This window comes from Paenibacillus sp. Y5S-9 (assembly GCF_036894235.1).
Taxonomy (GTDB): Bacteria; Bacillota; Bacilli; order Paenibacillales; family Paenibacillaceae; genus Paenibacillus.
Window position 1 is genome coordinate 1,948,004 of the sequence record NZ_CP145887.1, and the last position, 22,122, is coordinate 1,970,125.

Genomic DNA, 22,122 nt, shown 5'->3' on the forward strand with positions numbered 1-22,122 from the left:
TTAAATGTTCAATCATGCGGGTGTAGTTCAATGGTAGAACTTTAGCCTTCCAAGCTAATAGCGTGGGTTCGATTCCCATCACCCGCTTAACGAAGTAGTACCGGAGTCCTTGCGATGCAAGGGCTTTTTTTCTGTGTTAAAAGAAATTTTTAATAAAAGTAACCAGAAGACCGCATTGTGGCTGGATTGGCGAGTAGTAAGTCTTCTTTAGTGTAATTTATATACCCTTTGCTTTTTTACAATGATCTGTTACAATAACGGAGAAATTGATACTACACATGAATGAGAGGTAACCATACGTCCCATGAAGTAAAACACATGAATTGAACCCCAGTTAACTGCAGACGGTTTTATAACGCAGTCAGCCAGAGCGGCTGAGCAATGAGGGGATTCGTGTGTCCAAATTCAGCTATGGGAAAAGGTATGGAACAAGTAAGCCATGAAGGTTTACGTGTACCCTGTATTTGGGGTTTCTTTGTTCATGCCGTAGCTTACCTTAGATCTGTCTTTGAATGCTTGATCCAACCCTGAATTGCCAAACCGCCGGCTGATGCCAGCGGTTTTTTTTGTTCAGCAAAAAGGATGCAGGAAGGATGAGGCCTCATGATGACATTGGTACGCTTACATGAAGTATCAAAAGAATGGAACGGCAATGAATTGTTTACAGGATTGAATTTGGAGATTAATGAGGGCGAGCGACTCGCCATTTTGGGTCGCAACGGATGCGGCAAGACGACATTGTTACGCATCATTTTGGGTGAGGAGCATGGTGGTGGACGGATTGAACGTCATATTCCTCAGCAGGAATGGGGGTTCATGCGCCAGCGCTCGGAGATTGAGGCCGGGATGAATGTACTGGATGCAGTCCGGCGTGAGAGCGGTCAGATCTATGAAGTGAAACGGAACTTGGAAGAACTGGAACAACGGTTGAGCATTAGCACTGAAGCGGATGAAGAGCTGCTTGCAGTTTATACTAAAGTGATGGAGCAATATGAACAGTTGAACGGTTATATGTGGGAGACTGAGGTAGAGAAAGTACTGACTCGCCTTGGATTATCCGCAGAGCATTGGAACAGACCCTATCAATCCTTGAGCGGTGGACAAAAAACAAAGGCTCGTTTGGCGGGGCTGCTTGTCAGCAAACCCAAATTCCTGATTCTGGATGAACCGACGAATCATCTGGATGAGGGAAGCATGCGCTGGCTTGAAGAGTGGTTATCCTCATATGAAGGTACGCTGTTATTTGTATCACACGATCGTACGTTTATTGATCAGGTAGCAACAGGCGTCATTGAGTTCAGTCCAGATGCCCTGACTAAATACAAGGGCGGATACTCCGACTACAAGATCCACAAAGAGCGTGAATTACGCGAACAGGAAACGATCTACCGCAGGCAGGAGTTGGAACGTAAAGCGCTGGAAGAAACGATTCGAAATTATCAGGAATGGTTCCATAAAGCGCATAATTCGGCGACTGATGTGGAGGTGAAGATCACCCAGAGCTTCTACAAGGCCAAAGCCAACAAAAATATTTCACGTTACCATGCGAAACAAAAGCAGCTGGAACGTTTGGAGCGGGAACGGGTGGATAAACCTCGTGAAGCTGCAAAGTTGAACATGGAATTACAGATGAATCCACTGGCTGCACGCCAGCTGCTTGCGCTGGAAGAGGTGAGTTTTTCATATACGGGAGAAAAACTATTGCTGCGTGATCTTCGAATTACTGTGGAACGTGGAGATCGGCTTGCCGTACGAGGCCCTAATGGAACGGGCAAGACAACACTGTTGAAGTTGATGATTGGTGAGCTGGAACCTTCGCAAGGCAAGGTCACACGGCATCCACAGCTGAGAATCGGTTACTTTTCACAGGAGCTGGAAGGGCTACCCGAGAACCTGACGCTGCTGGACAGCTTGCTTACCCTTCCATCCATGACACAAAGTGCGGCACGTACCATTCTGGGATGTTTCCTATTTTCCAGAGATGATGTGTTCAAGCGCATTGGGGATTTGAGCATGGGGGAAAAGTGTAGAGTGGCATTTCTGAGACTGTATTTTGGCGGAGCGAATTTGCTGGTGTTGGACGAACCGACAAACTACCTGGACATCGATACCCAGGAAGTCATGGAGAATGTATTAAAACAGGCTTCAGGTGCTTTGGTGCTTGTATCCCATGACCGGATGCTGACAAAGACACTCGCGAATCGGTTATGCGATCTGGAGACTGGTGGCACAGCAACTCTGTTTGAAGGAGGTGTGTCGGATTGGGAGCAGTCCACCAAACTTCGGGAGGTGGCGCTGGAGACCCGGGAATCCGATGATGAGCGGTTACGATTGGAGATGCGACTATCGGAGTTGCTGTCTCCTGTAAGCACTGCTGGAAAAGACAGTCTGACACAGCCCGAGCATTCGAATGAGCGAGCAGTCGAGGCAGCTGAGATTCGCGAAATCCAGCAGCGCCTGAAACAATTGAAAGATAAGGGTGCAAGCATAAATTAGAATATGGACGGCTTGCTATTTCGATCTATTTTGCATATAATTATGAACGATCATCGATGATTACATCGATATAGGTAAGTGTTCAAAAAGATCGGTTTTCAGTACCAAGAAGATGGGATGAAGATAGAAATGGAGTAGCGGAGCGTAGGGAAAACTACGTGAGCAACGGATATTTCGGCTGAATGCCATATTCGATGCTGATGATGCCGTCAGGCATCATTCGTAATCAAAAGCGGACTTTTTGACAACCTCTAGAGGTTTAACTAACAAAGAAACGTGATGATGGAGATAAGTAAGCAGTACCTCTGGACAGGGAGGAAGCGCCGTAGATTGAGAGCGTTTCTGTAGAACAAGGCTGCCGAAATTCACTCCGAAGCGGTTCCCTGAACCTGTTTGTGTGCAGACACAGAGGCAACAGTAGGGGCAAACGGTTAACGGTCGTTATTCCGTACAAAGTGAGACAGAACCGGTTGCAGTCCAGAAGGGCCACGCAGCAATGGATGTCTAACAAGGGTGGTACCACGGTCTTTTCGTCCCTTCAGGGGAGAGAAGGCCTTTTTTTGTTGCAAAAACACCACAAAAAGGGGGCAATTACACATGAAAGAACGTTTAGAGGCATTGAAGATCGAAGCGCTGGAGCAGTTGTCTGGTGTGAATGATCCGCAGACGCTCGGTGATCTGCGTGTAAAGTATTTGGGGAAAAAGGGTGCATTGACTGAGATTTTGCGAGGTATGGGTGCACTTAGTGCAGAGGAACGTCCGGTTATTGGTCAAGTAGCCAACGATGTTCGAGCTGCCATTGAGGAAGTTATCGACAGCAAGCAGGATCAGTTCCAGAAGGAAGAGACGGCGAAGCGTCTGCAATCCGAGAAAATTGATGTAACTCTGCCAGGACGTCGTGGACGTCAAGGCGGACTGCATCCACTGACCAAAGTGGTACAGGAGATCGAAGATATTTTCATCGGTATGGGATACCGCATTGCGGAAGGTCCTGAAGTCGAAATGGATTATTACAACTTTGAAGCATTGAATCTGCCGAAGAATCACCCGGCGCGCGATATGCAGGATTCCTTCTATGTTACCGAAGACTTGTTGATGCGTACCCATACATCGCCGGTTCAAGTACGTACCATGCAGAGCATGAAGGGCGAAGTGCCTGTTAAAGTCATCTGCCCTGGTAAAGTGTACCGCCGTGATGACGACGATGCAACGCACTCTTTCCAATTCAACCAGGTTGAAGGATTGGTCATCAGCGAAAACATTCGTATGAGCGATCTGAAAGGAACCCTACTGCAATTCGTACGCGAAATGTTCGGTTCCCATACGGAAATTCGTCTTCGTCCAAGCTTCTTCCCGTTTACAGAGCCAAGTGCAGAAGTGGATGTAACTTGTGTACAATGTGGCGGCAGCGGCTGTCGGGTATGTAAGCAAACAGGCTGGCTCGAAATTTTGGGCGGCGGTATGGTTCACCCGAAAGTACTGGAAATGGGCGGTTATGATCCGGAGAAATACAGTGGTTTTGCATTCGGAATGGGCGTAGAACGTATCGCGATGCTGAAGTATGGTGTTGATGATATCCGTCACTTCTACAACAGCGATCTGACCTTCCTGAAGCAATTCGGACGGCTGTAACTTTAAGACAAGAAAGATTAACCATATAGAGCAAGCGAATGAACCGGGAACACCAATTTATAGATGAAGGAAGTGAACGTCCATGAGAGTATCGACAGATTGGCTGTCTGATTATATTTCCCTTGAAGGTGTGACGCCACAGGAATTGGCGGAGAAAATCACCCGTGCGGGTGTCGAAATTGATGTAGTGGAGAACCGCAACAAGGGCGTGAATAAAGTTGTTGTAGGTTATGTGAAGAGCAAGGAGAAACACCCCGATGCAGACAAACTGAATGTATGTGTCATCGATGCCGGTCAGGAAGAAGATCTGCAAATCGTGTGTGGTGCGAAAAATGTGGATGCAGGCCAAAAAGTAGTCGTAGCCCTGGTTGGAGCAAAGCTCCCTGGTGGATTGGATATCAAAAAAGCCAAACTGCGCGGTGTTGTCTCCCTTGGCATGATCTGTTCCGCCAAAGAGCTGGGCATGAACGACAAATTGCTGCCCAAAGATCAGCAGGAAGGTATTCTCGTTCTGCCAGAACAAACAGAGGTTGGTACGCCAATCAGCCAGGTTCTTGGTCTCGACGATCATGTGCTTGAACTGGACCTGACACCAAACCGTTCCGACTGTCTTAGCATGCGTGGTGCTGCCTATGAGGTGGGTGCTATCTTGGGTCGTGAAGTGAAGCTGCCGAGTCCCAAAGACCAACTGGTTGAAGTTGGAGATGCAGCTGCGAATCATATCTCTGTAGAGATTAAGGCACAGGAGCAATGCAGTCACTATGCGGCTCGTTATGTAACCGGCATTAAGCTGGGTGCTTCCCCGCTGTGGATGCAAAACCGTCTGATGGCGGCAGGTGTTCGCCCAATCAATAACATCGTTGATATCACGAACTATGTCATGCTTGAATACGGTCAACCGCTACATGCATTCGATGCGGATAAGCTGGAAAAGGGCCATATTGAAGTGCGGATGGCCAACGAAGGCGAAACGATTGTTACGTTGGATGGCCAGGAGCGTAAGTTGGAGCCACATATGTTGCTCATCACGGATGGCGTGAAACCTGTAGCCATCGCTGGGGTTATGGGTGGCGAGAATTCCGAGGTATCGGAAGGCACGGTGAATCTGCTCTTGGAGTCCGCCAAGTTCGACGGCGGAACCGTTCGGAAAACGTCGCGCCAACTGGGGCTGCGTTCCGAAGCAAGCATGCGTTTTGAGAAGGAAGTAGACCCGGGTGCGGTGATTACGGCTTTGGATCGTGCGGCTGAACTGATTCAGCGTTATGCTGAAGGTGAAGTGCACCAGGGAATCGTGGAAGCTGGAGCAGAAGCTGCGGAGAAACGTGTAATTCAATTGTCGCTGGATAGACTGAATCGTTATCTGGGAACTGATCTGTCTTTGCTTGAGGTGAAAACGATCTTCGCTCGCTTGCACTTTGCATGTGGTGATGCTGATCAAGGATTGCTGGATGTGGAAGTGCCAACACGCAGAGGGGATATTACGCTCGATGTAGACTTGTTTGAAGAGATTGCACGCCTGTACGGATACGACAACATTCCAACCACATGGATTGAAGGACCGACAACTCCGGGGGCATATACACGCTCTCAAGCGATGCGTCGCACCATTCGTGGATTGCTCTCAGGCAGTGGCTGGCAGGAAATGATCAGTTACTCCTTTGTACACCCGGATAAAGCGACATTGTTCCCGGCATTGACACAAGGCAGTAAAGCCGTGAAACTCGCGATGCCTATGAGTGAGGACCGCAGTGTGCTTCGTAAGAGTATTTTGCCGCAAATGCTGGATGCAGCGGTGTATAACATGAACCGTAAACAGGATTCACTGGCTGTATTTGAAGTGGGCAATGTGTTCTTCACCGAGGAAGATCAGTTGACCAAGCAACCGCATGAAATCCCAGTACTGGGGCTGTTGCTCACCGGGAATCGTGCAAGCCAGCAGTGGAATGTTGGAGCGGAGAAAGTAGACTTCTTCGATCTGAAAGGTGCCCTTGAGCAACTGTTCGCTTATGTAGGTCTGGAACAACGCATTCGCTTGGTAGCAAACAGCCCTGAAGGATTCCATCCGGGACGTTCCGCATCGGTTTACCTGGAAGGCAAAGATGGCGGGGAAGGCACTCTGATCGGTACATTGGGTCAATTGCATCCGGAACTGCAACAGCAGTATGATCTGAATGATGTGTATATCGCAGAGATTGCACTTGAATCAATCTACAGTGAAGCGGACGCTGATATTCGTTATCGTGAACTTCCGCGTTTCCCGGCTATGGAACGTGATATCGCAGTTGTTGTGAATGAAGATATTGAAGCTGGAGATATGCTGTGCGCCATTCGTGAATCGGCGGGTGAATTGTTACAAAACGTACAGGTATTCGATGTGTTTACTGGCAGTAAACTGGGTGAAAACAAGAAAAGCGTGGCAATGGCACTGGTGTACCGTAATCGTGAACGTACACTTACCGATGAGGAAGTTACTGAAGTTCATGCCCGTGTAGTGGCTCGTCTGGAAGAGCAATTCGGAGCGGAATTGCGTAAATAGGACAGAAGAAGATTTTTTGAACAAAGATTAGCAGGAATTGTTTGAAGTCACATCGAATCCTTAGCATTAGAGGATCGATGTGACTTTTTTGTGATTACAGCTTAGAATCAACATACAGACTTGAAGGAGGGCACAACTGTGACTACACCTGATCGTACACGCGTCACCGTAGAGATCTACGGGACTTCCTATAAACTGGTTGGCAGCAGTGCCGACTATATGAAACAAGTAGCTAACCTGGTAGATGAGCGTATGAGCGCGATCTCCAAGCAAAATTCCCGTCTGGATACTCCGCGTATTGCGGTACTGGCGGCTGTACATATGGCTGAACAGTCTCTTCAGACTCAGGAAATCCGTAATGAACTGAAGATGCTTACTGGAGAACGTACAGAACTGAGAAACGAATTGAATCGGTTAAACGCCATACAAAATGAACATCAACAAGAATTGGAAAGGCGTGACCAGGCTCTTGCTGATTTGCAAAAGCTGAAGATTGAAGCAGAGCAGGCGCTGCAAAAGTCCGAATCGGACAAAAATTCAGAGATAGCCAAGTTGAATACGCTGCTCGAGCAAGAACGCGCCCAAGCAACGGAGCGAGTGCAGAAATTGCAGGCCCAAGCGACGGCACAATTGAAGGAAGCAGAAGCCAAGGGAACGAAACAGCTGAAGGAAATGGAAGAGAAGACGGCTAACCAGCTTAAAAATGCACAGGCACAGGCTGCTTCCCAGCTCAAAGAAGCTCAGAACCGTTCTGCAGCCGAATTGCAGCAGGCGCAGGCCAAAGCTGCGGCGCAATATAAAGAGTTGCAGGACAAGACTGCAGCTCAATTAAAAGAAGCCGAAAGCCGTGCCGTTGCAGAACGTCAACAAATTGAGGCCAAGGCTGCACAGCAGGTTCAGACAGCCAAGGAAGAAGCCGAGTCCGCCATTCTGTTAGAGTTGGAACAGGCTGAGAACAACCTGAAGAAAGCTCAGGAAGAAGCAGCGCTGCAATATAACGAACTTCAGCAACAGATGGAACTTCGGCTCCAGCAGGCTGAAGAAAGAGCGCTGGAACAGACCCAGGCTCTGACGGATAAAGCGAATCAGGAGCGGGCTGCCTTGCAGGAACAAGCGGAGCAGAAGCGCCTGACTGAGATAAATCAGTTGAATGCGGAGTTCAAGGCGTTATCCGAGCAGTTGGAACTCGAATGGATGGAAAAAGAAGCAGCCCTCGAGGAACAATTGCAGCAAGCCAAGGAAGCAGCAGCGTCCCAGGCGAAAGAAGCCGAAGCTGCGGCAGAGGTCTTATTGCAAGAAGAACAGGGCAAGCTCAAGCAGCAGCTTGAGGAACAACGTAAACAGGCGGAGACTCGACTATTAGATGTCGAAGAACAATTGGAAGAAGTAATGACCCAGCTCATCAGTGCACAGGACATGGTTGCAGAGCAAGAACAGCAGCTTCAGCACGAGCGCGGTCAATTGGAATCGTTACGTCATGAGCATGGTGTCCGTAAACAGGAGCAGGAAGTTCAGACTCGCCGAATTACGGAACTGGAGCAACAACTGGAGCAGTTGAAAGAAGACCGTTCCCAGTTGCAGGAGCTTCTTCGTGAAACGGAGCAGGCTGCCCAGCAATCCCGTGATTCACAGGAACAATGGAAACAGAAGTATAATGAAACTGTGGATAGAGAAACCTCTCTCACAGCACAGCTACGCAAACTTCAGGAGCAGCATGCACAGCTTGAACAGGAAGTGCAAAAGCTTCGTGAGGCTGAAGTGAAGTCGGAAGAGGAACAGCGCAGGTTGCATAAGGTGCTTGAACAGGCTCATGCCGCGGTGCGTACATTGCAGAATGAGATCGGCACGCTTACGGAACGTGAGCAGTCCTGGAAGGACCTTGCTGAGCAGCGATTGGCTGAGATCGGAGACCTGGAGAATCAGATTCTTGAAGTTGCTGAACAAAATGAAACGTTGGAGTCTGGTGTGCAATCCCTTCATGATGAATTGTCCGTGGTGAAGGAAGAGTCTCGTTTCAACCATGAAGAGGCTGTGCAATACCAGAAGGATGCAGAGCTTTTGGAAGAGAAACGCAATCAACTTGAAGTTGAGCTGAATGTTGTTCGGGAAGAGCTGAACCGACTTCAGGATAACTATAAACAAATCCGTAATGATTACAGTGATGCATTACAACGGGAAGAGAATTACAGTTCCAAGCTGGATGAATTGAGCAAGGAGAAACAAGAGATTGTGAGCGCACTTGAAGAAGCGAGACAGTCTTCGGCTAAACTTTCCGAGCGTTACTCTGAGCAAGAGAGCCGGCTAGCCCAGACTGAGGAAGAAGCGTTGGAATGGCAGATCAAACACGAAGAACTGTCAGCCAAACAGGCCGAGTTGTCTTCCCGTTTGGAGCAGTTGACAAGACGTGAAGAAGAACTTCGCTCAAGCGTTGAACAAGCAGAGCAGAACGACCAGGTGTGGCAACGCCGCGCAGATGAATGGGCGGCTCAGGAACAATCCTGGCAGGAACGCTGGGCTGCACTTGAGAATGAACTGACGGTTTGGAAGAGCGAAAGTGCTGCAAGTAGTGAGTTGCTGGAGGGACTGGAGCAAGAACGACAGCAGCTGGACAAGTTACGTGCAGAAGCAACCCAAGAGAAAGAGATCATGGAAACTGAACTGCTTGAGATGGGGGAGCGTTACGAATTAGCGGCCAATCAATTACGTTTGTTACAGGTTGAACGTGAAATGGAGCAGGAGAAGGCAGAGCAGCTGAACACAGAATATCGTCAGTTGCATGATGAATATACGAAATTGCAGACGGAATATAACGAATGGATTGAATTGATTGAACAGGACCAGACCTAGTGGAATGAATGTAGCAGAACTGGCTCGTGGGCAACGTACTCTGGTACAATTTGTTATACTAAAGAAGGAGCTCCCGTCGCTGCGGGGGCTCCTTGTCTTGAATACTATTCTTCAACGATAATTTTGGAGATCATGCTGCTGTGTCCTGAACCACAGAAGACAGAACAGGACATTTCAAACTCACCAACTTTGTCCGGGGTTATGACTTTGGAGCTATTTCTGGTATCCAGTTGAAGATTCAGCTCAGGCACAAGGATTCCGTGATTTCCGTTTTCATTTTCATAAACAATGTTAACGGGAACGCCTTTTTTAAGATGGTACTCAGGTTGATCGAATTCATAGTTACTTGCCTTGATGACCAATTCTTCACTGGCTGTAACTCCAGCATCAGCATCGGATCCATTGCTGCCAGATTCTGCGGACTGTTTCGCCCCTCCACATGCAGTGAGGACCAGAATTAACATACAGGCAGCAAGCCATGTTATGCCTTTCTTCATCATGTGCCTCCTTAAAGCGTGATATGGATAAAATTTGAATGATTGCTCCAGTCATCATACCGCAATATGTGGATGCCTGTACACGCTGCGTATGTCGTTTTTTTGAAAATTGTACGTGTACGTCAGAGCGTGCATACTGCCCGAATGAAATAAACCCCTTCCGGCCCAGGGCCTTCAGAGGTTTAGGAAAATTCATGGGGATGTTAAGGTGAAGTGGAGATTAACTTTTGGAGCTTCGTCCGGCATCAAAAGGGGTGGATACCGGGATGAAGAGATCGATAATCCCGATAACGAGCGCAGCGAGAATGGCACCGAGCAGGCTGACTTCAACATGATCTACAACATATTGACCAAGCCAAATCACCAGTGCGCTAACGATAAATCCGACAATACCGCGACCAAACGGGTTAACTCTTTTGCCGAAGATACCTTCAACGATCCAGCCGAGCAGGGCAATGACGAGAGCAAGCAACAGGGCGCTCCAGAAGCCACCAACGGCGAATCCGGGAACGATCCAGCTAACCACCATTAATACAATTGCGGCGATGATAAATCGCACGACATGTCCCAGGAAATTCATGGTGTGTACCTCCTTTTATTCGGATTGAACTGAGCAGGGCAACTCCAAGGGGATGGAGAGGTTGCACAATCCTGACACCTGTAGTTTGTGGTGCTATGGTCGAAGTTATGTGTGGAAGGATTCGTTAAATAGCGTAAGAAAGTTTCTTTCGTTATAATACAGATATAGTTTGGAAGGAGTTGTACACTTGGACACGAAAATTTTACACACACTGGAATATCGCAAAATTTTAAATACATTGCTTAGCTTTGCCCAGACAACCATGGGAAAAAAGAAAGCGGAGCAACTTGAACCAAGCAGTGAACTTGAAGAAGTGAAGCGGTTGCTGCAGCAAACCGATGAAGCCTTCACATTTGATCGCCTGAAAGGCTCACCGTCGTTTGGGGGAATTGTCGATATTACGGCTTCCATCAAACGTGCTGAAATTGGAGGCACACTTAACCCTCACGAACTGTTGGGAATATCCAATACAACCTTTGCGGCGCGGCGATTGAAACGTCAGATTGGTACTTTGCATGAAGATGAGCCCATCGAATCATTGTTCTATATCAGTGATCAACTGTCAGAGCAAAAAACGCTTGAGGATGCCATCAAAATCTGTATTGACGATAATGCAGAGGTTGCCGACAGTGCAAGCGTAACGTTGGCGCAGATTCGTCGTGAGCTGCGAGGCGGAGAAGCGCGGATTCGCGAAAAACTCGATTCCATGATTCGATCCTCTACCGTATCCAAGATGCTTCAAGATCAGCTCATCACCATCAGAGGAGACCGTTTTGTTATCCCGGTGAAAGCTGAATATCGTTCGTACTTTGGCGGGATTGTGCACGATCAATCCGGTTCGGGTGCGACATTGTTCATTGAGCCGGAATCGATTGTTGCAATGAACAACAAATTACGCGAGACCCGGATTCGGGAAGAGCGCGAAATAGAAATTATTTTGCAGAAATTGACGGCACTTGTCAGTGAGCAGGGAGAGTGGCTGTTGTATGATGTCGACTTGCTGGGATCACTTGATTTTATCTTTGCCAAAGCACGTCTGGCTCGTGAACTGAAAGCAACATTGCCTCGCATGAATGATCGGGGGTTCCTCAAACTTAAAAAAGGTCGGCATCCACTGATTGCGATCGAAAACGTGGTTCCAATCGACATTGAGCTGGGCAATGATTACACATCCATCATCGTGACAGGTCCGAATACGGGTGGTAAAACGGTAACGCTCAAAACGATTGGATTGCTGAGCCTGATGGCAATGTCCGGTTTATTTGTTCCGGCTGAGGATGGCAGTCAGTTATGTGTATTTGATGCGATCTATGCAGACATTGGGGACGAGCAGAGTATCGAGCAGAATCTGAGTACTTTCTCCAGTCATATGACCAACATCATTCGCATTCTGAAAAACATGACGCCAAAAAGTTTGGTATTGCTCGATGAACTTGGCGCAGGAACAGATCCGGCTGAAGGTTCCGCACTGGCGATCTCCATGCTGGAGCATATGCACCGGACGGGATGTCGCATGGTTGCAACCACTCACTACAGTGAACTGAAAGCATACGCATATGAGCGTAAAGGTGTCATTAATGCCAGCATGGAATTTGACATCAACACACTGAGTCCAACCTATCGCCTTCTGGTGGGTGTACCTGGACGAAGTAATGCATTTGCCATTGCAGAGCGACTGGGACTGCCGGGTTACATTCTCGACTACGCCCGTGGCGAAGTGAAGGAAGAGGATCAACGGATTGAGCACATGATTGCTTCTCTTGAAGAGAACCGTCTTACGGCTGAACAAGAGCGTGAGAAGGCAGAGAGCTTGCGCCAGGATATGGAGAAATTACGCAGTCGTCATCAGACCGAACTGGAGAAGCTGGAACAGCAGCGTGATCGCCGGATTGAAAAAGCAGAAGAAGATGCACGCAGCATTGTGGACAAGGCTCGCGCGGAAGCGGAGAAAATTATAGCAGATCTTCGCCTGTTGGCTATGGAAGAAGGTGCTTCCGTGAAGGAGCACAAACTCATTGCTGCCCGCAAACAGTTGGACGAGGCAGAACCTGAGAAACGCAGGAAAACGGTCAAGAAGACGGCAACAGCGCCGAAGACGCGTGCCATCGGTCCTGGTGATGAAGTGCTTGTCTATAGTTTGAATCAAAAAGGCCATGTTGTAGAGATGGCGGGCAGCAAAGACGCTATGGTACAACTGGGGATTATGAAAATGAAAGTATCCCTGGATGACCTGGAACTACAGCAGTCGGCTCCCGCAGCCAAACCGAAACAAAAACCGGTAACGGGTATGAAACGCACACGTGATGACAATGTGAAAAGTGAATTGGATCTGCGCGGTACCAACCTGGAAGAAGCCCTGATGGAGACAGATCGGTTCATTGATGAAGCTTTCCTTGCCAACCTGGGTCAAGTTTATATTATTCACGGTAAAGGTACAGGAATTTTACGTTCCGGTATTCAGGATTACCTGCGTAAGCATAAACATATTAAAAGCTACCGGCTGGGCAATTACGGAGAAGGCGGGAACGGTGTGACCGTCGCAGAATTGGAATAGCCGGTCCATGAATCAATGATATTCTGTGACCTTATTCATGAAGGTCGCAGATGGGGAGAGGGGAACGGTGCGTGATAGAAAGCATTGACCAATTGCTGTCTCATCCCTTGGGGATGGTACTCGGTTTTTTCTCGGTAGCGATTATGGAGCTGCTTGTATTTCTGGCTTGCTTCGAACTGGTGACCAAGTATAAATGCTGGACGGAGATCAAGAAGGGCAATGTGGCCGTTGCGATGGCTACAGGAGGCAAGATCTTCGGGATCTGCAACGTATTGCGGTTCTGCATACAAGCGAAATCTTCGGTGTATGAAGCCATGACGTGGTCATTTGTAGGGTTTATCCTTCTGCTCATTGCCTACTTTTTGTTCGAATTCCTGACACCCGTGTTCTCCATTGATAAGGAGATCGAATCGGATAACCGAGCTGTCGGATTGATATCCATGATTATTTCAGTCTCGCTGTCGTTTGTTATTGGCGCGAGCATTATCTAGGGGGACCGGTCATGAAGATATTGATACGGATTCTGTTTGCGGCATCGATCGTGTTTTTTGCCATCGGTGTCATCTATGTAATGAATACATGATTATATGAAAGAGAAAGGTTGATCAATATGGAAACAACAGTATGCCCTTGGTGTCAGACGGAGATTGTATGGGATGAGGAACTCGGTCCTGAAGAAGAGTGTCCTTATTGTCACAATGAGTTAAAAGGATACCGTACACTCAACATCAACATCGATGATGAAGAGAACGATGAAGCTGAGGACGACATCTATGATGTAGACGATGTAACGAACGAGAAACAGACTACGGATCTTTCTGATCTGTGGGGGGATGAAGTCGAACTCAAATTGCCGGAGTTGCGAACGTTAACCAAATATGCGGATGAAGGTAATGACCTCATTCAGTATGAACAAGGTGTCCAGAAGCAACTTGATCATCAGGAAGAAGTGCCGGAGTGCCCGAATTGCCGGGAATTCATGATTCTCGCAGGTACGCAAGCTGCAACGCAGGATAACTTCGTGCCAGTTGCTAACGCAGCTTCAGGCGAAGGGTCACTATTGTCACCACCTTTTAAGGTATTGACCTATGTATGTTCGGGATGTTTCCAAGTTCAATACAGTCTGTCTGAGGAAGATCGTCTGCGTCTGATCAAGAACCTGAGTACGCAGGAATAAACATTTCGGAGATTCTAACCAATTTCATAGCAATCCTGAAGATTCATCATGTTTTCCTCTTGCTTGGGGCACGTTAACCCTGAGACCTACCTGTACACAGTTCACTTCAGGTGGATGAAGGAGGAGCAGATGAAGATTACTTTAGGCCGACAATCCATTCTGCTTTTGGGCGTGAATGGATTGTTTGCGTTAGCCGGAGCGTTGTCGGGAACCTTTTTGAATGTGTTTCTGTGGAAAAGCCGTCCGGATTATGCCATGTTGGGGTGGTTCACCCTCAGTCAGCAACTGGCCATTGGACTGACATTCTGGCTTGCTGGCAAATGGGTCAAGGAACACAATAAAATGAGTGCACTACGATTAGGTACTGCGCTGTCAGGCATATTTTATATGATAGTCCTCTGGGCTGGTTCCAAAGCTGTAGACTGGATATGGCCTCTGGGTATACTACTGGGTTGTTCCCTGGGGCTATTCTGGATTGCATTTAATGTTGTGTATTTTGAAATAACGGATCGGGAAAACAGGGATCTATTCAATGGCTGGGTGGGGTTACTTGGTTCGATGACAGGAATTATAGGTCCATGGTTCTCCGGTCTGATTATTACTCGCATGACAGACAACACAGGATATCGGCTCATCTTCACGGTATCACTCGTTATTTATGTAATCGCGGTAGTTTTTAGTTTTTTTCTGAAAAAAAGAAAGGTGAGCGGTACATACCGCTGGTCGGAACCTTGGATACAGCTATCCAAGCGGGATAGTCCCTGGAGGACCTTAGGCTTGGGTTTATTCGCTCAGGGTGCACGTGAAGGTGTCTTTGCCTTCCTGATTGCACTGCTTGTATATTTGGCCACTGCACAGGAGTACAAATTGGGGCAGTTCTCACTCATCACTTCAGCTGTGGCACTAGTAAGTTATTGGGCAGCTGGGAAATGGTTCAAACCACAGTATAGATCAAAAGGCATGTTCATCGGAGCCCTCATTCTGCTCGTTGTGCTTCTTCCTCTTCTCTGGAAAGTGACCTATGGAACGCTGTTAATCATGGGGATTGGGAGTGCTGTTGCGATGCCGTTATATGTACTACCGATGATATCAGCGGGATTCGACATGATGGGCACAAGTGGCGAAAATGTGGAGAAAAGGGTTGAACTTGTCGTTTTGAGAGAGTTATGCCTGATGCTTGGCAGACTATGTGGGTTGGTCATATTTATTGTGACAGTCTTAAATGCTCCGTCTCTACACATGTTAACCTGGCTTATTATTGTCCTCGGTGCTTCTCCGCTAATTGGATGGATCTTTATGCGCAAGCTATTGAACCGAACGGAAGGACAAGAGCCCTCGGCTTAGCAGGCTTCCCAATATATAGAACAGGGTACAGCGGCGGGAAAGAGAACTTTCCGTGTGCTGTACCCTGTTTGTATTGATTTATTTTGATGTTATACAGGAGATGGTTTACTTGTACGTGTGAGAGAGAACAGATCCATATCAGGGTTTTGTTTGCCAGTAATAGCATCCGCAATTAAGGAAGCAGCAATCATGCTGTATACGGTCCCGTTACCTCCATACCCTTCTACAAAATATGAATGCGGATAATCGGGATGTGTACCAATTAGAGGCAGGCCATCATTCGTATTACCAAACACAGCCCCCCAGGCATAATCGACTTCAAGATCATCTAAAGGGAAATAGGAACGGACCTCTTCCAGGAGTGTGTCTCCCCGGTGTTTTGACCGTATTTCACGTTGATCCTCTCGAGGTGTTTCTTCATCCAAACCGCCTGCAATGATTCTTCCGTCCGGTGTTGTTCGCATATACAAATATGGACGAGCTGTCTCCCAAATCATGCTGTGTTCAAACCATGCACTAAGATCAGACAACGGTTTGGTAGCAATCGCGTAGGTCGTTTTCAGATAGGCTCCGCGATCCTTTTTGATGTCCTGTGTCTCGTAACCGGCAGCAAATATGACCTTCTTGGCACGGATTTTACCGTTGGCAGTGTGGCAGATTACACCATCTTCATCGTATTCACAGTGTATCATCTCTGTCTGACCATAGATTCGTGCGCCACGCTTATTTGCGGATTCAAACAAGGCATGAACAAAACGATAGGGATTCACTTCTGCATCTCCCATTGTGTACAGTGCAGCGGGTTTGCTGAAGGGGAAATGCTGGCTTATTTTGTCGGCATCCCACAGTTCAGCTTCAAAACCATAACGCTTCAAGGTCTGATATTCTTCCTCCAATAGGGCTACATCATCTTCACTGCTTGCAAAACAAAGACTTGTTCGTGGGATAAACCAAGGGTCTGTATCCAGGCTGTCTGCAATTTGAGCAAGTTGTTTCATGGCTTCACGACAAAGCTCATAAAAACGTACGCCTGTTGCTTCACCAAAAGTGTGGATACATGAGGTTAGTGTCTTGTCATTGGTGTATTGTAAAAGACCTGTATTGGCAGAACTGCTGCCGTGGGCAGTGTCTCGCTTATCAATCACAACAGTGTTGACACCTTGTTCCGTGAGTAGTTTAGATGTCAATGCGCCCCCCATGCCCCCACCAATGATGAGGCAGTCACAAGAGATGTCTTCTTGTAGCGCAGAATAATTAAATGTTGAATTGAAAGTGGAGGGCCAGAAAGGTGTGCCATAGACCAGATCCATTAGAAACATCTCCTTTATAATTTAAATTTGTATACTTTTGTGTGACCGGGTTAACAATAATTGCGCATAAACTTTATGCCGAGGAGGCCATCGAAACATGCAGAATCATACTATGCAAGCGCTGAGTCCCAAGGAATTGAACTACATTACGGACTCGATCACCAATGAAGAACTGCTGATTAAGCAGTGTGCAGCCACAGCTTCCATCACACATAATCCACAAATTCAACAAGCTCTGAATCACTATGTTCGCTCACATGAACAGCATCTGAACACGCTTGTCAATGCACTGCAGCAACATCAGTCTCTTGCACCGGCGCAAGTCAGTAATTGAGACAACTCTAACTGTATAGGAGGAAAACGCATGTATTCTCAATCTTTATCATCTAATGGCGCTTTTATGCAGGAGCAGGATCTGTTGAAGTCGATTCTTGCAGATTTAAGACGAACCTCGCGCGAATATACGACTGCGACAACGGAAGCTTCCTGCCCCATGACACGTCGGATGTTCACAGACCTGACGAACGATACCCTAAGATTACAAGGGGAACTGTTCAATCTGATGCAGCAAAACAACATGTATTCTGTCTCGTCCAAGGCACTTCGTCAGGATGTGGACAAACAAATTCAGTCCGCCCACCAGACCCAACAAAAGTGTCAGCAATTCATTCAGGAAAAGAATACGCAGAACAGTTCATATAGCCAAGCTCCTAATGTGCCTCAGCATCAACCGAATTACGGTAACCCTTATTACATGTAACCTTTGCAAAAGAGGTTTGAAGCACCTATCGTTAAAGGACCATACCACCGCTTGCCTGAATTCAGGGCAGGCGGTCTTTTGTCTATGCATCAACGTCAAATTCATGTAATATAAGTATTAATTCATTTTCAGGAACCTGGATGACGCTGGAGGGAAAACCATGAAAGATTTGAACGATCTGCAATTAAAAGTTCTGGATCTGCTGAAGGAAGACGCGAGAAGGACTCCCGCACTGCTGTCGACGCTGCTGGGGGAGTCGGAAGACAAGATCAAAAACGCCGTGGCACAGCTAGAACAAGACCACGTCATCGTGAAATATGCAACCGTCGTGAACTGGAGCAAAATAGATGATGAAAAAGTAACGGCCCTGATTGAGGTGCAGATCACGCCGGAGCGTGGTCGTGGTTTTGAAGGGATTGCCGAACGCATTTATCTCTATCCGCAAGTGAAGTCCGTATATCTCATGTCCGGTGCATACGATCTGCTCGTTGAAGTAGAAGGTGGCAACCTGCGTGAAGTCGCTAATTTTGTGTCGGAGAAACTGTCTCCGATAGACTCTGTACTGTCAACCAAAACGAATTTTATTCTTAAAAAATATAAGCAGGACGGGATTATCTTTGAAGACCATCAGGAAGACAACCGTCTCATGATCTCGCCGTAAAGGAAGATGTGTCATGATAGTGAATGAACAGACAACCGGGAACAACAAGAAAATGACATCTTATCTGGCACCCCTCGTGCAGCAGATACCTCCATCCGGAATTCGTAAATTTTTTGATCTGGTTGGAGACAATAAGGATATTATCACATTGGGTGTGGGTGAACCTGATTTTGTTACCCCTTGGCATATGCGTGAAGCTTGTGTATACTCGCTGGAAAGAGGTATGACCAGCTACACATCTAACGCAGGTATGCCGAAGTTGAGAGAAGCCATCAGTGAATATCTGGATACTCAGTTTGATACCAAATACGATCCCAAGGATGAGATTATTGTTACCGTGGGTGGCAGTGAAGCGATTGACCTGGCTTTGCGCGCATTAATCGTACCTGGCGACGAGATTCTCATTCCTGAACCTTCGTACGTGGCGTATTCACCAATCGCTTCAATCGGTGGCGGTATACCAGTTGGTGTTGAAACCTACGCGAAAGATCAGTTCAAGTTAACGGCCGAAGCACTTGAAGCTGGTATCACACCGAAGTCGAAAGTGGTTATTCTGTGTTATCCGAGTAATCCGACTGGAGCCATCATGACGTATGAAGAGTGGCTGCCTATTGCTGAAGTGATTAAAAAGCATGATCTGATTGTGATCGCGGATGAAATTTACGCTGAATTGACGTATACGCAAAAACATGTTAGTTTTGCAGCTATCCCTGACATGAAGGAGCGGACTATTCTCGTAAGCGGATTTTCAAAGGCTTTTGCAATGACAGGTTGGCGGATCGGTTACATGTGTGGTCATCCTGAGCTTATTGCAGCCATGCTCAAAATCCATCAGTATACGGTAATGTGTGCGCCGGCCATGGGTCAGGTTGCTGCACTTGAGGCGTTGACAAATGGTTTGGGTGAGAAAGATCGGATGGTAGAATCATATAATCAGCGTAGACGTTTAATTGTGCAGGGATTCAGAGATATTGGACTCGATTGTCATGAACCTCAGGGAGCATTCTATGCATTCCCGAGCATTCAAAAGACGGGTATGAGTTCCGACCTGTTTGCTGAGCGATTGTTAACGGAGAATAAAGTGGCTGCTGTTCCGGGCAATGTTTTTGGCCCTCAGGGTGAAGGCTTCTTGCGTTGTTCCTATGCTACTTCCGTAACCCAATTAAATGAAGCTTTGGAACGAATCGGAAACTTTGTTTACAAACTTCAAAAAGAGGGTTAATTTAAAGTAGAATCTTTTTACAAATGTGATATTGTTATCATTGGAAAAAAATAACTTTCTTTTACAAAATAATGTGATATAATTTCAATTTGAAATAAGTTTTCATAAATTTGGAAACCATTTTTCCAAGGAGGGGTTAGCTTTGTTTTGTGTTGAATATGATTTACCGACGAATCGTGGGCACTATCTGGCAGAAGGCGATCATGGCGACCGATGGTCGGTGAAACCCGATAACGCATCTTTGCATGACATTTCCTTGGAAGATGAAATTCATATGCTTCGTCGCAAGATGGAACAGATCTTCCTCGAAGAGAAATCATTCACATCCGATATTGTAATTGAAATCAGCAGTCTGCTTGATTTAAAGATTAATGAATATATGAAGGCTAACCCGATTAAAGCAAAATAACGTTTATGCTGGAGCGAAACGTTTCATTAATCGAATTAGAAAGGGAGACCTGAGAGGGTCTTCTTTTTTTGTATGTAAAGGCAGGGTGATCCCCCGATAAGCCAGGTTATTTTTTTGCGTGGAACAATTGTGATATATTGGACATAGGAGACTAAAGGGGGAACTGGAATGAAGAGATTTTGGGGGCTTACTGCAATCATTTCTATCGTTTTTCTGCTTGCTGGTTGTGGAGGTAAAGATGGTTTTTCCATATTCATCATTGATAACCAAGGAAATCCATCTGTAATCTCAGAGCAGTTACAGGCCAATCTGCAACAGAAACTGGGTGAGGAACCCAAGGTGGAAGTGATTACCAGTGCAATGTATGATGTTCAGAAAATTATGGTAGAATATGCGGCTGGAGGACATGATATCTTCATTTTGCCTGAGTCTGACATGAAACAATACGGAAGTAATGGCTCCAATGTTCCGCTGGATGATACTTTTGATCCCAAGAAGTTTGAACGGGGTGTATTTGAGGGGGGAGTATTGGTAGAGAAGGGTGAAGGAGATGGAGGTTCAGATCTCAAGCAAGAAACACATCTTTACGGCATTCCACTCGAAGATATGAAAATGTTTAAAGATGTAGAATATGCTGCGAGCAATTTGTTCGCCACCATTCCAGTGTCATCTTCCAATGTCGAAGAATCCAAAAAAGTGCTGAAGGCGCTGACAGAGTAAAGAAAATTCAGAATGGCTATGGAAGGAGGGAAGCGGATTGCTGATTACGGTCACAGGCGGCATAGGTAGTGGTAAAACCCGGTTTGCCCTCAAGTACGCAGCCGGGATTAGCCGGGAGGGTGTATATTTATCCACTGGTGATCATGATCCCGTTATTCCCGAATTGCCATCCGCTCATTATCGTGCCATTCATGCCGGGAACGGTCAGCATCTGACAGAGGTGATCACCCAGATTAATCGGGAATCCAATCTGTTTTTGGCGGATCAGCGAATTGTAATTGTAGACAGTCTGACCTCCTGGATGGCTGCCGGTTTCAGGGCAACAGAGGATCTGGATCATCAGCGTTCAGAGACACAGCTTTTGCTTGATGCTTTATTGTCTTATCAGGGGAAGTTGCTTGTGATTACCAATGAAATGCATGGCACATTGCATCCTACCGAGGAAGAACGAATATTTACAGCGAGAATGGCTTCGGTTAATCGGATGCTGCAGATACATGCTGAAAAGATGTACTTGCTGGTATCTGGTCTGGCTATCGATCTGAAGAGTCAGGGCATGCGAAATGAAGATGAACGATAGCGAGATGACATAAACGGGTGACATAAAGAAGCCTCCTTAACCACGAATTGGTGGCGAGGAGGCTTTATTTATTAAGTTATCCTTTTTATTTCTGCTTTTTGCTACGTCTGATCCACCAGATGATACATCCGATGACAATGATGGCCAGAATGACGTACACTACAATGGAATAGACGTCCATAAAGTGCAAAATGCTCTCCCATGATGCGCCAAGCGCAGCACCAACGCAGACCAGAATGACATTCCAGATCAATGTACCAATGGTTGTAAAGAGAAGGAATAAACCAAATTTCATATTGGACATGCCTGCGGGAATGGAGATAAGACTACGGACGAGGGGAACCATTCGGCAGAATAATACGGTCCACATGCCATATTTGTCAAACCATGCATCGACACGGTGAATATCCTCTTTTTTGATGCGCAGAACATGTCCCCAGCGTTCCACAATTTTCTCAAGGCGTTCGACGTCAATGAGTAGACCAATACCATACAGGAGAACAGCACCAAGGACGGAGCCAATGGTTGCGGCGATAATAACTCCTGGAAGAGTGAGACTGGTATAGGTGGTCATGAATCCGCCAAACGGCAGAATGATTTCGGATGGAATCGGGGGAAATACGTTCTCAAGAGCAATAATGAGTGCAATGCCTATGTAGCCGTATTGTTCCATGAAATCGGTTATCCAGTTTTGCATAATCGTCTCCTTTACTTTTGGTTTCCTTCGATTTGTCGTATACTCGGCAGAGCACACCAATTCTTATATACGTGTAAAGCGATAGACGGGTTTCTGAAAA

The 22,122-nt window shown here is 46.8% G+C and carries 19 protein-coding genes and 1 tRNA gene; 16 read left to right on the forward strand and 4 right to left on the reverse strand.

The genetic code is table 11. The annotated features are described in order from the left end of the window. Positions 1–16 precede the first annotated feature (16 nt). The 5 genes from V6669_RS08755 to V6669_RS08775 all read left to right on the forward strand — a co-directional run bounded on the left by V6669_RS08755 (position 17) and on the right by V6669_RS08775 (position 9,511). A tRNA-Gly gene (locus V6669_RS08755) sits at positions 17–87 on the forward strand. A gap of 516 nt (positions 88–603) precedes the next feature. Continuing rightward, positions 604–2,496 (forward strand): ABC-F type ribosomal protection protein, encoded by a 1,893-nt coding sequence (abc-f, locus tag V6669_RS08760; RefSeq protein ID WP_338592913.1) that lies wholly within the window; start codon positions 604–606, stop codon positions 2,494–2,496. Between the two features lie 597 nt (positions 2,497–3,093). After that, on the forward strand, positions 3,094–4,128 hold the full coding sequence (gene pheS, locus V6669_RS08765; protein ID WP_124113690.1) for a phenylalanine--tRNA ligase subunit alpha: 1,035 nt from the start codon (positions 3,094–3,096) through the stop codon (positions 4,126–4,128). 82 nt (positions 4,129–4,210) lie between these two features. Then, entirely contained in the window at positions 4,211–6,664 is a 2,454-nt protein-coding gene (gene pheT, locus V6669_RS08770) for a phenylalanine--tRNA ligase subunit beta (RefSeq protein WP_338592917.1), read from the forward strand. A 138-nt stretch (positions 6,665–6,802) separates the two neighbouring features. Beyond that, positions 6,803–9,511 carry a hypothetical protein gene (locus tag V6669_RS08775; protein WP_338592920.1) on the forward strand — a complete coding sequence of 903 codons (2,709 nt, stop codon included), beginning with the start codon at positions 6,803–6,805 and terminating at the stop codon, positions 9,509–9,511. A gap of 104 nt (positions 9,512–9,615) precedes the next feature. Here the strand turns inward: V6669_RS08775 and V6669_RS08780 are convergent, their stop codons facing one another. Both V6669_RS08780 and V6669_RS08785 read right to left on the reverse strand, forming a co-directional pair. Then, a complete protein-coding gene (locus V6669_RS08780) occupies positions 9,616–10,008 on the reverse strand; it encodes a cytochrome C oxidase subunit II (RefSeq protein ID WP_289392723.1) in 393 nt (130 codons plus the stop codon). Positions 10,009–10,228: 220 nt separating this feature from the next. After that, on the reverse strand, positions 10,229–10,588 hold the full coding sequence (locus V6669_RS08785) for a phage holin family protein (protein WP_017689637.1): 360 nt from the start codon (positions 10,586–10,588) through the stop codon (positions 10,229–10,231). 187 nt (positions 10,589–10,775) lie between these two features. Here V6669_RS08785 and V6669_RS08790 point away from each other — a divergent pair, with 187 nt between their 5' ends. The 4 genes from V6669_RS08790 to V6669_RS08805 all read left to right on the forward strand — a co-directional run bounded on the left by V6669_RS08790 (position 10,776) and on the right by V6669_RS08805 (position 15,663). Continuing rightward, complete coding sequence (locus tag V6669_RS08790) at positions 10,776–13,142, forward strand: endonuclease MutS2 (protein WP_338592923.1); 2,367 nt, start codon at positions 10,776–10,778, stop codon at positions 13,140–13,142. A 50-nt stretch (positions 13,143–13,192) separates the two neighbouring features. Beyond that, positions 13,193–13,633, forward strand: coding sequence for a DUF350 domain-containing protein (locus V6669_RS08795; protein ID WP_082219034.1), 441 nt, complete (start codon positions 13,193–13,195; stop codon positions 13,631–13,633). A gap of 119 nt (positions 13,634–13,752) precedes the next feature. Further along, positions 13,753–14,319: a hypothetical protein gene (locus tag V6669_RS08800; protein WP_338592927.1), complete on the forward strand. Its 567-nt coding sequence runs from the start codon at positions 13,753–13,755 to the stop codon at positions 14,317–14,319. 129 nt (positions 14,320–14,448) lie between these two features. Continuing rightward, positions 14,449–15,663, forward strand: coding sequence for an MFS transporter (locus V6669_RS08805; RefSeq protein ID WP_338592930.1), 1,215 nt, complete (start codon positions 14,449–14,451; stop codon positions 15,661–15,663). Positions 15,664–15,752: 89 nt separating this feature from the next. On the opposite strand, the gene V6669_RS08810 is transcribed toward V6669_RS08805, so the two are convergent. Next, positions 15,753–16,973 (reverse strand): FAD-dependent oxidoreductase, encoded by a 1,221-nt coding sequence (locus tag V6669_RS08810; protein ID WP_338592933.1) that lies wholly within the window; start codon positions 16,971–16,973, stop codon positions 15,753–15,755. Positions 16,974–17,070: 97 nt separating this feature from the next. Here V6669_RS08810 and V6669_RS08815 point away from each other — a divergent pair, with 97 nt between their 5' ends. The 7 genes from V6669_RS08815 (at position 17,071) to V6669_RS08845 (ending at position 21,325) form a co-directional block, all read left to right on the forward strand. Continuing rightward, positions 17,071–17,307 (forward strand): hypothetical protein, encoded by a 237-nt coding sequence (locus V6669_RS08815; protein WP_338592936.1) that lies wholly within the window; start codon positions 17,071–17,073, stop codon positions 17,305–17,307. A gap of 30 nt (positions 17,308–17,337) precedes the next feature. Continuing rightward, positions 17,338–17,733 carry a spore coat protein gene (locus V6669_RS08820; protein WP_062833450.1) on the forward strand — a complete coding sequence of 132 codons (396 nt, stop codon included), beginning with the start codon at positions 17,338–17,340 and terminating at the stop codon, positions 17,731–17,733. Positions 17,734–17,893: 160 nt separating this feature from the next. Further along, positions 17,894–18,394 carry an Lrp/AsnC family transcriptional regulator gene (locus V6669_RS08825; protein ID WP_024628343.1) on the forward strand — a complete coding sequence of 167 codons (501 nt, stop codon included), beginning with the start codon at positions 17,894–17,896 and terminating at the stop codon, positions 18,392–18,394. Positions 18,395–18,407: 13 nt separating this feature from the next. Beyond that, positions 18,408–19,616, forward strand: coding sequence for an aminotransferase class I/II-fold pyridoxal phosphate-dependent enzyme (locus V6669_RS08830; protein ID WP_036610094.1), 1,209 nt, complete (start codon positions 18,408–18,410; stop codon positions 19,614–19,616). Between the two features lie 142 nt (positions 19,617–19,758). Further along, on the forward strand, positions 19,759–20,025 hold the full coding sequence (locus tag V6669_RS08835) for an aspartyl-phosphate phosphatase Spo0E family protein (protein ID WP_017689627.1): 267 nt from the start codon (positions 19,759–19,761) through the stop codon (positions 20,023–20,025). A 168-nt stretch (positions 20,026–20,193) separates the two neighbouring features. Continuing rightward, positions 20,194–20,745 (forward strand): hypothetical protein, encoded by a 552-nt coding sequence (locus V6669_RS08840; protein WP_338592944.1) that lies wholly within the window; start codon positions 20,194–20,196, stop codon positions 20,743–20,745. 37 nt (positions 20,746–20,782) lie between these two features. Further along, positions 20,783–21,325: a bifunctional adenosylcobinamide kinase/adenosylcobinamide-phosphate guanylyltransferase gene (locus V6669_RS08845; RefSeq protein WP_017689625.1), complete on the forward strand. Its 543-nt coding sequence runs from the start codon at positions 20,783–20,785 to the stop codon at positions 21,323–21,325. Between the two features lie 85 nt (positions 21,326–21,410). Here the strand turns inward: V6669_RS08845 and V6669_RS08850 are convergent, their stop codons facing one another. After that, positions 21,411–22,022, reverse strand: a complete 612-nt coding sequence (locus V6669_RS08850; protein WP_091014720.1) for a DedA family protein — start codon at positions 22,020–22,022, stop codon at positions 21,411–21,413. Positions 22,023–22,122 lie beyond the last annotated feature (100 nt).